Below are 13,475 nucleotides of genomic sequence, written 5' to 3' on the forward strand. Positions count from 1 at the left end.
CAGCCCCCGCCGCAACCGAAGCCGCGCCGTCGCGCGCCATGGCGTCGGCGTCGAGCGGCAGGGCGGGATGGAAATCGGCGGGACGGGCGCCATTGATGCAGGCCTGGACGATCATGGCTGGCAATCCGGTTTCAACGCAAGTCTAGCGCAGGGCGGGGCCCAGCGGGAACGGCAGTAATGAAAGCGCTACAGGGTGATCCCGGCGGCGCCGGGACTTTTCGCGCCCCCAGCCCCGCCGAGCCTTACCCCAAATGCTGCTTCCGTAACATCTCTTTCATCCGCGCCAATGCCGGTTCGCCATCCGCCGCGAATTCCCTGGCAATTCGAGCCAGGCTCTCGTCCGCCTTGCGATATTTGCTGCCCCAGGCGCCGAGCGTCGCCAGCACCGGCAGCAGGTCGATGCCGGCCGCCGTCAGCCGGTAGATCGCCTTCAGCCCGTGCGTCGGGTCTTCGCTGCGGGTGAGGATGCCTTCGTCCTGCAACGTCTGCAGCCGCTCGGCGAGCGTGCGCGACGAGATGCCCTCGTCAGATTGCAGGAACTCGCGAAAATGCTTTTTCCCGGCGAAGACAAGGTCGCGGATGATGAGCAGCGTCCAGCGGTCGCCTAGCAATTCGAGCGAGAGGCTGATCGGGCAGCCGGACCTTTCCCTGGTCGACATTGATTCGCTTCCATTTGTAAATCACTTTACAATTGACATCATTCATTCTTTCGCGTCAAATGGTTCCAAAAGTAAACTGTATGTGAGCAACGCGAAGAGGACCGCGCAATGAAAAAGCTGATCCTGCAAATGCAGATGTCGGTCGACGGCTTCGTCGGCGCAGATGAGGACCATCGCTGGCAGCTTTGGGAATGGGGCGACGACAGCGACTGGGACGACGAGCTCAAGCAGGACTTCAACGCTGTGTTCGAAACCGTCGACACCATCCTGCTCAGCCGCAAGATGGCCGAGGAGGGCTATCTCACCCACTGGGGCAATGCGGCGAGGAAATTCCCGAAGGACCGTTTCTACGCCTTCGCCCAGCGCATCGTCGAAGCGCAGAAAGTGGTGTTGAGCGACAGGCTGAGGACCTCGCGATGGGAGCGCACGCGGGTCGCCAGCGGCGACCTGCCGCGCGAGGTCAATGCGTTGAAGGTGGGCGAGGGTGGCAACATCGCCGTCTTCGGCGGCGCCGGCTTCGCCTCGGCGCTAATCGCCGCCAGGCTGGTCGACGAGTTCCAGTTCTTCATCAACCCGGCGGTGCTGGGCAGCGGCCGCCGCATATTCGATCAGGGCGGCTTCGCCAGGCTGAAGCTCATCGGCTCGAAGGCCTATGCCTGCGGCATGGTGGTGAACCGCTACGCGCCGGCCGGCCGAGCGACCTGAATCAGGCCGGCAGCGCGCCGTCGCAACGGCTTGTTCGCCCGCCACTTTCCCGCATCGTCGTTGGCCGCGGCCGTGAAGCACCGGGCCTCGTGCGACGTCAGGCCGATGAGCACGCGCCCGGCATAGGCGGCGGGCTCGTCCCTGACTGTATCAAACACCGCCCAGCTATGATGGGGCGGCTCCTGCACCGCTACAAACCTCATTCGAGCCCCCGCTCTCAGAAGAAGATGCTAATATAGCAGGAACTTTCCGGCGACCCTGTGACGGAGGCCACACAGGCAGACTGTTCACCGATATTTTTTTGGCCGGAGGAAAGTCCGCCGGTCCGTGGCCTGTATTGCGCCCGCCTTCAATGTCCCGCCTGATCGGCGTCCGTCAGCGTGCCGAGGAACGTGACGATGTCGTCGATCTCGGCGTCGGTCAGCGCCGGCCTGTCGCCTGGTTTCCTGCCGTTGAAAGGCGGATCCGTATTGAGGTTTCCCCGGTAAGCCTTTGGCAGGTCGTCATATTGGTTGATCGTGCCGTCGGCGCCCTTTGGATACCAGCGGCCCGGATCCGTGTCGCGGCTGGCATAGAAGGCGACGGCATCGCGCAGCGTGTGGAAATAGCCGTTGTGGAAGAAGCTCTTTCGCAACGCCACGTTGCGCAGCGTCGGCGTCTTGAACAGGCCGCAATATTCAGCGTGTCCCTTGAGGTCGGTGCGCAGCGGGCCGCACAGGCCGAGATCGATATATGCCGGATCGGCATTGGCCGGGATCGCTGCGTTGCGCGGCACGGCAATGGCGATCAGCCCATAATCGGTGAATTGCGGCGGCTCGCCATTGTTGCTGGGCCGGCTCAGATGACAGCTCGCGCAATTGCCCTTGGCTTCGTCCTCGAACACGGCGCGGCCGCGCAGTTCCTGCGCCGAGAGTGTCGCCTTGCCGGCAAGGAAAGCGTCGTAGCGGCTGGAATAGGGGTAAAAATCGGCGCTGCTCTGCTCGAACGTGCCGAGCGCCTCGGCCGCAGCATCGAAGGCGTCGCCCGGCCGATCGAACACGTCGTCGCCGAACGCCGCCTTGAACTCCTGCGCATAGGCCGCCTTGCGCAACGCCGCCACAACCGCGCCCTCATCCTTGTTGGCCATCTCGAAGGGCGAGAGCAGGGGGATCTTCGCCTGCTCCTGGCCGCGATCGGCGCGGCCGTCCCAGGTCAGTCCGCCGGTCGGACCGTTGTCGACGCTCTCGTCGCCCTCATCCTCGGAATCGTAAAAGTGCTCGGTGAAGGCGGGCGCCGCCTGCAGGTAGCGCAGCGATGGCACCGCGCGCAGGCCCGGCCGGTCGAGATTGGGCCCACCCATCTCGACCGGTGCCGCCGAGGCCGGCCCGAAGGCGTGGTTGGGATCATGGCAGGAGGAGCAGGCCTGCTTGCCCGAGGCCGACAGCGACGGATCGAAGAACATTTTCCGGCCAAGCGCCGTCAGCGCCTGCGCCCGCGCGAAAGTCTCCGCGCGCGACAGCGGGCCGGGATGGGTGCTGCCCGCCATGGTCGCCGGTAAGGCGAAGCCGAACATCGCCGCCGTGGCGATCGCGATTGTCAGGCTTTTCCATCGTCTTGTCGGCATAGGCATGGTTCGGTTTGCGCTGGGACTAGGTGCCCAGTGCAACGGATTGATGGACCGGTCGCGAAGCTCACGCAACCGTGTTCGCGGGGGAGAATGTCACAGAAGTGACAGTGGCGCTCGATCTGGCGCGCTGAGGGCGTGAAGGAAGGAAGCCCGTTACGCCGCTTCCCCTGCAGAACAGATGAATCAATCCGGCAGGATGCGCAGCTATCGGATTGTTTTGCCTAGAGTTGGGAGCGCGCCGGCGCTCACTCCGCCTCATCCACCCAGATCAGCCGCAGCAGCCGCAGCAGCGTTGCGCGCTCCTTGCTGGTCAGCCGATGCAGGAAGCGGTCCTCGTGCAGGCGCACCTGACGCCGCCAGGCGGGCATCGCGGCCTTGGCCGCCTCGGTCAGCCGAAGCTCCTGCACGCGCCGATCCTTGGCATGGTCGTCGCGCTCGATCAGGCCGCGCTCCTCGAGCTCGGCCAGCAGCGGCGCCATGTTGGCGCTCTTCATGGCGAGCAGCCGGCAGAGCCCGGCGGCGCGGATGCCCGGCCGTTCGTCGATCAGCGCCAGCATGGCGTAGGTGACGGGGCGCAATTCCGCTTCCGCCATCTCGATGGCGAAATCGTTGAGCGCCAGCGCCGAGGCGCGCCTCAGATTGTAGCCGATCTGCGCGTCGAGCGCGTCCTCGGCGAGGTCGTTGCCGGTTTCGTCCATGTCCGATCGATTGCCGCGATCCGGCCCCTTGTCAAGACAAAAATACTATGCGACATAGCGAAGATAAAAGCTATGTAGCATAGCGATATCGGAGGAGTTGCCCATGGCAGAGGAAATCGAAGATACCGTCGCTTTCGATGTCGAGGGCGGCATCGCCTGGGTCCGCTTCAACCGGCCGGCCAAGCGCAATTCGATGAGCCCGGCGCTCAACCGGCGCATGATGCAGGTGCTCGACGAGCTTGAATTCCGCGACGATGTCGGCGTTCTCGTGCTCTCCGGCGAAGGCGCCGCCTGGTCGGCCGGCATGGACCTCAAGGAATATTTCCGTGAGACCGAGGCGAAGGGCCAGGGCGCCGTGCGTAAGGCGCAAGCCGAGGCCTATGGCTGGTGGCGGCGGCTGCGCTGGTATCGCGTGCCGACCATCGCCATGGTCAATGGCTGGTGCTTCGGCGGCGGCTATGGCCCGCTGTTTGCCTGCGATCTCGCCTTCGCCGCCGACGAGGCGCAGTTTGCGCTCTCCGAGATCAACTGGGGTATCCTGCCCGGCGGCGGCGCCACCAAGGTGGTGGTCGATCTCTTGTCGATGCGCGACGCTATGTATCATGCACTGACCGGCGAGCTGATCGACGGCAGGAAGGCGGCGGCCTGGAAGCTGGTCAATGAAAGCCACCCGCTGGAAGGTCTCAAGGCGCGTGTCGCCGAAGTGGCCGGGATCCTGTTGAAGAAGAACCCGGTCGCGCTCAAGGCCACCAAGGACGCCATCCGCCGCGTCGCCGAGATGACCTACGACAATGCCGAGGACTATCTGGTGCGGGCGCAGGAGGCGGCGAATTCCTTCGACAATGAAGGCCGCAAGGAAGGCATCCGCCAGTTCATCGACGAAAAGAGCTACAAGCCCGGCCTCGGCGCCTACGACAAGGCGAGATGATCCGGTCGATGTGACCTGACACCGGCCGGCGATCGATGCCGGCAGGCACCCGATACGGCGCGTGACACGGGAGGAGATCGCAATGCCGGCATGGACGACACCGGATCCCATTGCCCTGCATGCCCGCGCGCAGCCGGACCGCCTTGCTTGCGTCGACCTGGCGTCCGGACGCCGCTGGACCTACGCCGCGCTCGACGACGCCATCCAGCGCGCGGTCGCGGTGCTCGAAAACCATGGCGTAGGGCAGGGGCAGCGGGTCGCCGCGCTGGCCCGCAACAGCGCTGACCTCGTCATCCTGCAGCAGGCGGTGATGCGCCTCGGCGCCGTCTTCGTGCCGGTCAACTGGCGGCTCGCCGCGCCCGAGCGGCAGGCGATCCTGGCCGATTGCGATCCCGCGCTTCTGGTCCACGACACCGGGCTCGATGTGGCGCCGCCGACCGGCTGCGCGCCGCTCGACGTCGCGCGCTTCCAGGCGGCCGTGGAAGAGGCCGAGCCAGTGCCGCGTCGCCCTCTGCCGGAAGCAGACCGGCCGTCGATCATCCTCTACACGTCAGGCACGTCGGGCCAACCGAAGGGCGTCATCGTCACCGAGGCCAATGCCTTCGCCACCGCGGTCAATTTCGGCGTCATCGGCCGCGTCGGCCATGACAGCGTCGTCCTCTGCGACGCGCCGATGTTCCATGTCATCGGCCTGATCACCAATCTGCGCCCGGTGCTGCTCAAGGGCGGCACCGTGCTGGTCTCCTCCGGCTTCGAGCCCGGCGTCACCAACGACCGGCTCGCCGACCCGGCGCTCGGCGTCACCCATTATTTCTGCGTGCCGCAAATGGCGAGGATGCTGCGCGAACATGCCGGCTTTGAGCCTGCGCGCTGGACATCGCTTGTGGCGCTCTTCACCGGCGGCGCGCCGAACCCTGCCGCCGACATAACGTGGTGGCTCAAGCAGGGCGTGCCGATGGTCGACGGTTTCGGCATGACCGAGGCTGGCACCGTGCTCGGCATGCCGCTGGAGACCGAGTGTATCGCCGCCAAGGCGGGCTCGGCCGGCCTGCCGGCGCCAATGGTCTCGCTGCGCATCGTCGATGATGCCGGCAACGAAGTCGCGCCGGGGGAGGCGGGCGAGATCTGGCTCGCCGGCCCCAACATCACGCCGGGCTACTGGAACCGACCGGAGGAGACGGCGCGCGCCTTCAGCGCGGACGGCTGGTTCCGCACCGGCGACATGGCGAAGCGCGACGAAGACGGCTTCGTCACTTTGGTCGACCGCCGCAAGGACATGTTCATCTCCGGCGGCGAGAACGTCTTCCCGGCCGAGGTCGAGATGGCGCTGCTTGCCCATACCGATGTCGCCGAGGTGGCGGTGATCGGTGTCGCCGACGAGCGCTGGGGCGAGGTCGGCCGCGCCTTTGTGGTGCTGAAACCCGGCCGCATGCTCGACCCGGCGGCCCTCGCCAGCCACTGCGCCGCGCGCATCGCCCGCTACAAGGTGCCAAAGGAATTCTTGGCCATGGAAGCCCTGCCGCGCACGGCATCGGGCAAGATTCAGAAGCATCTGCTGCGCAGGTGGGGTAAGTCGGGTTGAGGCCGCTGAGAAGGTCTACTCGATCAGTAGCAAGCCCCGCTTTTTGTCGCCATCGCTGTCGACGGTGTCCATGGCCGAGAACAGGCGTTCACGCTCGACCAGCCAGGGCTTGTAGCGCTCGTTGACATCGAGCACGAAAACCATGTCCTCGGCTTCCAGATACCCTCCGATCGGAGAAAAATGGCCGCTGCCGGCGCCGAAAATGTAGCGGCGGTTCGGATCGTTGGCGCGCTTCAAGTGCTCGCGGAACTCTTCGGCGCTCAGGTTGCGCAGCACCGAGACTTTCCGGCTGGTTTTCGTTCGAGCGACCTCGGCAACCTCGTCCAACGTGAGCCCGATGATGCAAAAACCTGTCCAGCATTTGCCGGTGCCCTCAAGCACTTCGGCCTCGGTCGTCTCTTCTTCGCCGATCGAGCGGAATGTGTTGGCGACGCTTGCAGGCCCGCATCGCGAGCTGTTCGATTGCCAGTCGAGGTCGGCCTTGAACGAGGCGGCCACCGGCAGCTTCCAGGCGCTGTCGATCAATGCCGGGGTGCGGATAACCGACGACTGGATAGCGTCCTGCGAGACGGCGGATTGACCGACAGTCAAAAGCGCGCCGCCGCCGAGCAGGCCAACGCCGGCAATGCCTGCAATCAGAGCGAAAGCGAGACCGCGCTTCATTGCCGAACCTCGAGACAGTGCAGCAACAGGACAATGCAACAAGATGTTGCAGCCTAGCGGAACCAGAGACATCAGTCGATGTTGCGACGTCGGCCCCTCGCGCCCCATATAGCGGGGCAGGGCGTGCGCTGCGGCGGCTGCGCCCTCGATTTTTGGCGTGCCGCCGGCCGAAAGGGATACTGCGATGAGTGAGCTCAAGGTGAGGACCCGCGTCACCGGCGCAACGGCCGTCCTGCAGCCGGGCGGCCTGCCGGTCGTCACCACGCCGACCGGCGGCACGGTCGATGTCGTCACCGGCGTCAGCGCGCCGGGCTTCAACCCGCTCGACCTGCTCTATGCCTCGCTCGCCGCTTGCATGGTGATCAGCGCCCGCATCGCCGCGAACCGCCTTGGCGTTGCCGCGCAGCTCGCCGAGGTGCGCGCCGAGGTCGGCGGCGAGAAGGCGGCGGACGAGCCGTCCCGCGTCGTCCGCTTCAACATCAGGCTCGATATTTCCGGCGATCTCGACGCAGCGACCAAGCAGCGCATCGTCGAGGATGCCGAGGCGATATGCACCGTCTCCAACACGCTGCGCGCAACGCCAGAATTGCACGCGACGCTTGGGTGAGGCGACCGTTCCCATGGCAATGATCCCGCCCATCGACTATTCGACGGCGTCGCAAGAAATCCGCGCCGAGCACGACAGGGAGCTCAGCCTGCGCGGCCGCATGACCAACATGAAGCGCATCCTGCTCCATTCGCCGGCCGCCCATCGCATCTATGCCGAATGGTTCACGCTGCGCGATCTGCTCAAGCCCGCGCTCGACGACCGCGCCATCTGGTTGTTGTCGCACGCGATCTCCGAGACCTGCCGCGCCGAGATCCCCGTCACCTTCTTCCGCCGCGCGCTGATCGATTCCGGCTTCGATCCGGAGGCGCTCGAGCCGACCGCCGACGAGGCGTTGCTGATAAGGTTCGGCAAGGCGGTCGCGGCGGATGCCAATGCTGTTCCGGAGGAGGTCTGGGCCGCGCTCAAGTCGCGCTACGACGACACGCTCTTGGTCAACCTCGTCGCCTTCGCCGGCATCATGGTGGCGACCTGCCTGTTCACCAATGCGGTACGGGTGGATCTCGATCCGGAGCTGGAGGGGTATCGCAAGCGGTGAAAGCGCGATCTTCCCTTCTCCCCTTGCGGGAGAAGGCGAAGTCGAGCCCACCTCCGCAGGAATCGGGTGGCCGCCACCGTTCATCCACCCCACCTTGATCCCATCAAAGGAGGCACCAGTGACCATCCATTCGATAAGCTCGCATCGTAAAATCCGCTCTGCCGAAGCGCGCGTCGCAGAGCAGGACTGGCGCACTCTGACCGGTGAACTGAACGCCCATGGCTGTGCCGTCATGCCCGCGCTTCTCGCCCCCGACGAATGCGCCGAAATCGCCGCGCTCTATCCGCATGAAGAGCATTTCCGCAGCCATGTGGTGATGGCCCGCCATGGCTTCGGCAAGGGTGAGTACCGCTATTTCCGCTATCCGATCCCCGATCTGATCGAAGGCCTGCGCACCGCGCTCTATCCGCGGCTGGCCACTGTGGCCAACGACTGGAACGAGAAGATGGGGGTGGCGCTACGCTATCCCGGCGACCACGCCGCCTTCCTGAAGCGCTGCCATGACGAGGGCCAAACGAAGCTGACGCCGCTCCTGCTGCAATACGGCCCTGGCGACTTCAACTGCCTGCACCAGGACCTCTACGGCGCGCTCGCCTTTCCGTTGCAGGTTGCGGTCCTGCTGTCCGAGCCAGGCGAGGATTTTGAAGGCGGCGAATTCGTGCTCACTGAACAGCGCCCGCGCATGCAGAGCCGCGCCGAGGTGGTGCCGCTGAGGCGAGGCGACGCGGTGATCTTCGCCGTCCACAATCGGCCGGTGCAAGGCACGAAGGGGCCCTATCGCGTGAACCTGCGCCACGGCGTCAGCCGCTTACGCTCGGGGCGGCGGTATACGGTGGGCATCATCTTCCACGACGCGAAATAGAGCGCGGCGCCGAAGCTGCTGATCCCCCCCCTCGTGGGGGAGATGCCCGGCAGGGCAGAGGGGGGCGCTGTCCCGCCAGCGTATCAACGCTTGGGTTGCCCCCATTGCATGGAAGCGACGAACCTTGGCCCTGAGACGCCGCGATCCTTCGCGCCCCCCTCTGGCCTGCCGGCCATCTCCCCCACGAGGGGGGAGATCGGCTGTCGCCGCCGCCCTTCGCCAATCTCCAATGTCTCATCTGCGGCGCTTCTGCCTCTTCCCTCGCCGCCTTCATTCGGGTAAGCGCTCGGGCAAATCCCGCCACATCAGCGCATTTATCCGGACCGTCCTATGATCCGTCTCGAAAACATCGGCAAGCAGAACGGCCGTCAGATCGTCTTCATCGAAGCCTCGGCCGCCTTGCAGAAGGGCGAGAAGGTTGGCCTCGTCGGCCCGAACGGCGCCGGCAAGACGACGCTCTTCCGCATGATCACCGGGCAGGAACTGCCGGACGAAGGCCAGGTCCAGGTCGATCGCGGCGTCACTATCGGCTATTTCAGCCAGGATGTCGGCGACATGGAAGGCATGAGCGCCGTTGCCGAGGTGATGGAGGGCGCCGGGCCGGTGAGCGCGGTCGCCGCCGAGATGCGCGAACTCGAGCATGCCATGGGCGACCCCGACCGCGCCGACGAAATGGACGCCATCATCGAGCGCTACGGCGAGTTGCAGCACCGCTTCGAGGAGCTCGACGGCTATGCGCTGGACGGCCGCGCCCGTGAGGTCCTGGACGGCCTCGGCTTCAGCCAGGAGATGATGGACGGCGACGTCGCGAAACTCTCCGGCGGCTGGAAGATGCGCGTCGCGCTCGCCCGCATCCTGCTGATGCGGCCCGACGTGATGCTGCTCGACGAGCCGAGCAACCATCTCGACCTCGAAAGCCTGATCTGGCTGGAGCAGTTCCTGAAGAACTATGACGGCGCGCTGCTGATGACCTCGCACGACCGCGAGTTCATGAACCGCATCGTCACCAAGATCGTCGAAATCGACGCCGGCTCGCTCACCTCCTACTCCGGCAATTACGAATTCTACCAGGAGCAGCGGGCGCTGGCCGACAAGCAACTGCAGGCGCAGTTCGAGCGCCAGCAGGCGATGCTGGCCAAGGAGATCGCCTTCATCGAGCGCTTCAAGGCGCGCGCTTCGCACGCCGCTCAGGTGCAGAGCCGGGTGAAGAAGCTCGACAAGATCGATCGCGTCGAGCCGCCGAAGCGGCGCCAGACGGTGACCTTCGACTTCCAGCCGGCGCCGCGCTGCGGCGAGGACGTGGCGACGCTGAAGGGCATCCACAAGAGCTATGGCAGCCGCAGCATCTATGCCGGCCTCGACTTCCAGGTGCGCCGGCGCGAGCGCTGGTGCGTGATGGGCATCAACGGCGCCGGCAAGTCGACGCTATTGAAGCTGGTTGCCGGTGCTTCCGAGCCTGACCAAGGCACGGTGGCGCGCGGTCCGAGCGTCAAGATGGGCTATTTCGCCCAGCACGCCATGGAGCTGCTCGAGGGCGAGCGCACCGTGTTCCAGACGCTGGAAGACAATTTCCCGCAGGCCGGCCAGGCGCCGCTGCGCGCGCTCGCCGGATGTTTCGGCTTCTCCGGCGACGAGATCGATAAGAAGTGTCGCGTGCTCTCCGGCGGCGAGAAGGCGCGGCTGGTGATGGCGCTGATGCTGTTCGACCCGCCCAACCTGCTGGTGCTCGACGAGCCGACCAACCATTTGGACATGGCGACCAAGGAGATGCTGATCAACGCGCTTTCGCAATATGAAGGCACGATGCTGTTCGTCTCGCACGACCGCCATTTCCTCGCGGCGCTGTCCAACCGCGTGCTGGAGTTGACGCCCGACGGCATCCACACCTACGGCGGCGGCTATACCGAATATGTCGAACGCACCGGGCAGGAAGCGCCGGGGCTGAGGAGCTAGGGAGACGGCGGCCATGACCCGCTACAGTCATCCGGCACGCGATTGCCGGAAGAAGAATTCCGTGTACCCTCCACGATGCTTCAGGGGAGGCTTCGGGATGAGAATTGCAATGTCGGTCGCGTTGGCCGCGACAGTGGCCGGATGCGCGACCTCGCCGGTCGATTATGAAGCGTCGCTTTCGCAGCAGGATCAGAAATGGGCGTCGCCGCAATGCCAGCAAGCCCGCGCGGACGCTTCGGATTACGACGCTCGCGAAAAGAACCACCCGGGCTGGGGGTTCGTCGTGCTCGGCCCGTACGGGTTGGGGATCATAGCAGCCGTCAAGGAGCACGAGCAGAAGCAGCGAAAGGCGTTCGCCCGCGAGGTGCACTTGCAATGCTCGAGCCTTCCGCTGCCGAGGGCGTTGCAGGGCGAGTCAAGCCCACAGGCCCCGACGAAATATCCATAGCCGGGATCGGCCTGCTTGAAGACTGGGCTGAGGTGCCTGGCTCAGATGGCGCGTAGCCGTCGCGCTAGCCGACCGCCAGCCATTTGCGCGACTGGGCGAAGGCCTTGAAGGTCTTGGCGTCCATCGGGCGGCCGAAGGCGTAGCCCTGCAGGATGTCGCAGCCCAATTCCTTCAGTATGCGCGCATGTTCCATCGTTTCGACGCCTTCGGCCACTACTTCGATGCCGAGCGACTTGCCGATCTCGATGATCGACGACACCAGCCGCCGTTGCGCCTTTGACCCGGTGATCGGCGTGATCAGCTGGCGGTCGATCTTCAGCCGGCGCGGCTGCAGCTTGAGCAGGCTGACGATCGAGGCATAGCCGGTGCCGAAATCGTCGATCTCGATGTCGATGCCGAGTTCCTTGATCTGCTCGATGTTCCAGGAAACGAAGTCGTCGTTCTCGTCGAGGAAGATCGATTCCACCAGCTCGAACGACACGGTCCCTTGCTTGATGGCGAGCTTGCGCAAACCCTTGATCAGGTCCCTGTCCTCGAGGCGCCTGGCCGAGACGTTGACCGAAACGCGCGGGATGTTGAGATGCGACCAGCGCTCGAAATTCTCCAGTGCCTGTTTGAGCGTGGTGCGGTCGATCAGCGCCACGACGTTCAGCTCCTCGGCCACCTTGAGATAGGCGGCGGGCGCCAGGATGCCGCGGCGCGGATGCTTCCAGCGCGACAACGCCTCGACGCCGACGATCTCGAGCGTCCTGGCGTCGAACTGCGGCTGGTAATAGGCGACGAACTCGTTCCGCTCCAGCCCGCCGAGGATTTCGTCGGCGATCTGCTTGGTCCGGACGATCTCGCTCTGCAGCTCCTCGTTGAAGAACTCGTAGCGATTGCGGCCATGGCTTTTCGCTCTGTAAAGCGCGAGATCGGCATTGACGAGCAACTGCCTGGCGTCGACGCCGTCATTGGCGGCGATGCCGATGCTGACGCCAAACCGGCACTGGTGGCCCTGGAAGGCAACCGGTTGGCGCATCTCCTCGATGATGCGGCTGGCCAGTTCGGCCAGCTTGTCGTCGCCATCCCCATGGGCGACCACCACGAACTCGTCGCCGCCGATACGGGCCACGAAATCGGCGGCTCCGGCGTTGGCCTTGATGACTTTCGAGGCGTGCATCAGCATGGCATCGCCAGCCGCGTGGCCGAGCGTATCGTTGATCTGCTTGAAGCGGTCGAGGTCGAGATGCAGCAGCGCCGTGCGCCGGCCGCTCTCACCGCTTTCAGCCAGCATCTCGTCGAGATAGCGGCGGTTGGGCAAGCCGGTCAGCGAGTCGTGAAGGGCGACATGCTCGATGCGCGCCTTGGCGATCTCCAGCTCGGCGTTCTTCGATTCCGACAGCTGCCGCTCGCGCTCCAGATTTTCGTTGAGCAGCACGTCGCTCGTCACGTCCCATTCGGCGCCGATCATCTTCGGCGTGCCGCCGGTGTCCTGGAAGAACGTGGCGCGCGTGCGGACGTGGCGGACGTCGCCGTCATGATGGATGAGGCGGTATTGCGAGGAGTAGAGGCCCCTGGTCGCCGCAGCCAGGTCGAAATCCTGTCGAGCGCGCTCGATGTCGTCGGGGTGGATCGTTCCCGCCCAGTCATCATAGCCGCGCGGCTCGCTGCCGGCGGCCTTGCCATAGATCTCGTTGACACGCTCGTCCCACACCAGTTCGTTGGTGGCGAGGTCGTGCTCCCAGACGCCGATGCCTGAGGCCTCCAGCGCCAGCTCCAGCCGCCCGGACAGGCGCCGCAACTCGGCATAGTTCTTCTGCCTTTCGCCGAACAGCCGCCCGGCCACCAGGATCGGCAGCACCACCAGGACGCCGGCGAGCGCCATGAGGGCCAGCAAGGTCCGCTCATTCTTCGGCGCCGCTGGCCAGCCGCCCTTGGGAATGGCCGAAATCCGCCACGAGCCTGACGGCACCTCCACTTCGGCTGTCACCGGATTGCCGGCGACGACATTGTCGCCGCCGAAGAAACGTTCGCCGCTGCCACCCAGCGCGTCCTTGCCGGTCAGCGCCACATCGATGTCTATGGCGGGGTCGGTAAGGCCGCTTGCCGCGTAGAGCCGGTCGACATCGACCACCGCCGAGATGATGCCCCAGAAGCGGTCGCCGCCCCCCGCCGTCGGCACGAAGACCGGGATGCGGCCGATGAAGCCGCGCCCGCCTTGCGCCAGGTTGACCGGCCCGGCGA

13 protein-coding genes and 1 pseudogene are annotated in these 13,475 nt (G+C 65.3%); 8 read left to right on the forward strand and 6 right to left on the reverse strand.

Translation table 11 applies throughout. From position 1 onward, the window contains the following. Nucleotides 1-115 (reverse strand): annotated as a pseudogene (locus tag EN738_RS18550) (3-keto-5-aminohexanoate cleavage protein); the annotation flags it as partial. 127 nt (nucleotides 116-242) lie between these two features. Further along, the gene (locus tag EN738_RS18555) at nucleotides 243-659 is read right to left on the reverse strand and encodes a helix-turn-helix domain-containing protein (protein ID WP_127284959.1); all 417 of its coding nucleotides are present in this window, start codon (nucleotides 657-659) and stop codon (nucleotides 243-245) included. Nucleotides 660-767: 108 nt separating this feature from the next. Here EN738_RS18555 and EN738_RS18560 point away from each other — a divergent pair, with 108 nt between their 5' ends. Beyond that, complete coding sequence (locus tag EN738_RS18560; RefSeq protein ID WP_127284960.1) at nucleotides 768-1,364, forward strand: dihydrofolate reductase family protein; 597 nt, start codon at nucleotides 768-770, stop codon at nucleotides 1,362-1,364. Between the two features lie 349 nt (nucleotides 1,365-1,713). On the opposite strand, the gene EN738_RS18565 is transcribed toward EN738_RS18560, so the two are convergent. Further along, nucleotides 1,714-2,916, reverse strand: coding sequence for a cytochrome-c peroxidase (locus tag EN738_RS18565; RefSeq protein WP_245494573.1), 1,203 nt, complete (start codon nucleotides 2,914-2,916; stop codon nucleotides 1,714-1,716). Nucleotides 2,917-3,215: 299 nt separating this feature from the next. Continuing rightward, entirely contained in the window at nucleotides 3,216-3,668 is a 453-nt protein-coding gene (locus EN738_RS18570; protein WP_127284962.1) for a MarR family transcriptional regulator, read from the reverse strand. A 103-nt stretch (nucleotides 3,669-3,771) separates the two neighbouring features. On the opposite strand from EN738_RS18570, the gene EN738_RS18575 reads away from it, so the two are divergent. Further along, on the forward strand, nucleotides 3,772-4,596 hold the full coding sequence (locus tag EN738_RS18575; RefSeq protein ID WP_127284963.1) for a p-hydroxycinnamoyl CoA hydratase/lyase: 825 nt from the start codon (nucleotides 3,772-3,774) through the stop codon (nucleotides 4,594-4,596). An 82-nt stretch (nucleotides 4,597-4,678) separates the two neighbouring features. Further along, nucleotides 4,679-6,178 (forward strand): AMP-binding protein, encoded by a 1,500-nt coding sequence (locus EN738_RS18580; protein ID WP_127284964.1) that lies wholly within the window; start codon nucleotides 4,679-4,681, stop codon nucleotides 6,176-6,178. Between the two features lie 15 nt (nucleotides 6,179-6,193). Here EN738_RS18580 and EN738_RS18585 read toward each other — a convergent pair whose 3' ends face one another. Beyond that, nucleotides 6,194-6,841 carry a phytochelatin synthase family protein gene (locus EN738_RS18585; protein WP_127284971.1) on the reverse strand — a complete coding sequence of 216 codons (648 nt, stop codon included), beginning with the start codon at nucleotides 6,839-6,841 and terminating at the stop codon, nucleotides 6,194-6,196. Nucleotides 6,842-7,025: 184 nt separating this feature from the next. Between EN738_RS18585 and EN738_RS18590 the strand changes: the two genes are divergently transcribed. From EN738_RS18590 to EN738_RS18610, 5 genes are all read left to right on the forward strand, one after another. Continuing rightward, nucleotides 7,026-7,448 carry an OsmC family protein gene (locus EN738_RS18590; RefSeq protein ID WP_127284965.1) on the forward strand — a complete coding sequence of 141 codons (423 nt, stop codon included), beginning with the start codon at nucleotides 7,026-7,028 and terminating at the stop codon, nucleotides 7,446-7,448. Nucleotides 7,449-7,461: 13 nt separating this feature from the next. Then, nucleotides 7,462-7,986: a hypothetical protein gene (locus EN738_RS18595; protein ID WP_127284966.1), complete on the forward strand. Its 525-nt coding sequence runs from the start codon at nucleotides 7,462-7,464 to the stop codon at nucleotides 7,984-7,986. Nucleotides 7,987-8,104: 118 nt separating this feature from the next. Beyond that, entirely contained in the window at nucleotides 8,105-8,848 is a 744-nt protein-coding gene (locus EN738_RS18600; RefSeq protein WP_127284967.1) for a 2OG-Fe(II) oxygenase, read from the forward strand. A gap of 330 nt (nucleotides 8,849-9,178) precedes the next feature. Continuing rightward, entirely contained in the window at nucleotides 9,179-10,801 is a 1,623-nt protein-coding gene (abc-f, locus tag EN738_RS18605) for a ribosomal protection-like ABC-F family protein (RefSeq protein WP_127284968.1), read from the forward strand. Between the two features lie 97 nt (nucleotides 10,802-10,898). After that, on the forward strand, nucleotides 10,899-11,249 hold the full coding sequence (locus EN738_RS18610) for a hypothetical protein (protein ID WP_127284969.1): 351 nt from the start codon (nucleotides 10,899-10,901) through the stop codon (nucleotides 11,247-11,249). A 64-nt stretch (nucleotides 11,250-11,313) separates the two neighbouring features. Here the strand turns inward: EN738_RS18610 and EN738_RS18615 are convergent. Next, nucleotides 11,314-13,475: EAL domain-containing protein (locus EN738_RS18615; protein WP_127284970.1), on the reverse strand; the 2,162-nt coding region annotated here is incomplete at its 5' end.

This window comes from Mesorhizobium sp. M4B.F.Ca.ET.017.02.2.1 (assembly GCF_003998955.1).
GTDB lineage: Bacteria > Pseudomonadota > Alphaproteobacteria > Rhizobiales > Rhizobiaceae > Mesorhizobium > Mesorhizobium abyssinicae.

Bases quoted from the DNA above. Each gene is read 5' to 3' on its own strand.
- EN738_RS18555 (WP_127284959.1), bottom strand. From the start codon at position 659: ATGTCGACCAGGGAAAGGTCCGGCTGCCCGATCAGCCTCTCGCTCGAA.
- EN738_RS18560 (WP_127284960.1), top strand. From the start codon at position 768: ATGAAAAAGCTGATCCTGCAAATGCAGATGTCGGTCGACGGCTTCGTC.
- EN738_RS18565 (WP_245494573.1), bottom strand. From the start codon at position 2,916: ATGTTCGGCTTCGCCTTACCGGCGACCATGGCGGGCAGCACCCATCCC.
- EN738_RS18570 (WP_127284962.1), bottom strand. From the start codon at position 3,668: ATGGACGAAACCGGCAACGACCTCGCCGAGGACGCGCTCGACGCGCAG.
- EN738_RS18575 (WP_127284963.1), top strand. From the start codon at position 3,772: ATGGCAGAGGAAATCGAAGATACCGTCGCTTTCGATGTCGAGGGCGGC.
- EN738_RS18580 (WP_127284964.1), top strand. From the start codon at position 4,679: ATGCCGGCATGGACGACACCGGATCCCATTGCCCTGCATGCCCGCGCG.
- EN738_RS18585 (WP_127284971.1), bottom strand. From the start codon at position 6,841: ATGAAGCGCGGTCTCGCTTTCGCTCTGATTGCAGGCATTGCCGGCGTT.
- EN738_RS18590 (WP_127284965.1), top strand. From the start codon at position 7,026: ATGAGTGAGCTCAAGGTGAGGACCCGCGTCACCGGCGCAACGGCCGTC.
- EN738_RS18595 (WP_127284966.1), top strand. From the start codon at position 7,462: ATGGCAATGATCCCGCCCATCGACTATTCGACGGCGTCGCAAGAAATC.
- abc-f (WP_127284968.1), top strand. From the start codon at position 9,179: ATGATCCGTCTCGAAAACATCGGCAAGCAGAACGGCCGTCAGATCGTC.
- EN738_RS18610 (WP_127284969.1), top strand. From the start codon at position 10,899: ATGAGAATTGCAATGTCGGTCGCGTTGGCCGCGACAGTGGCCGGATGC.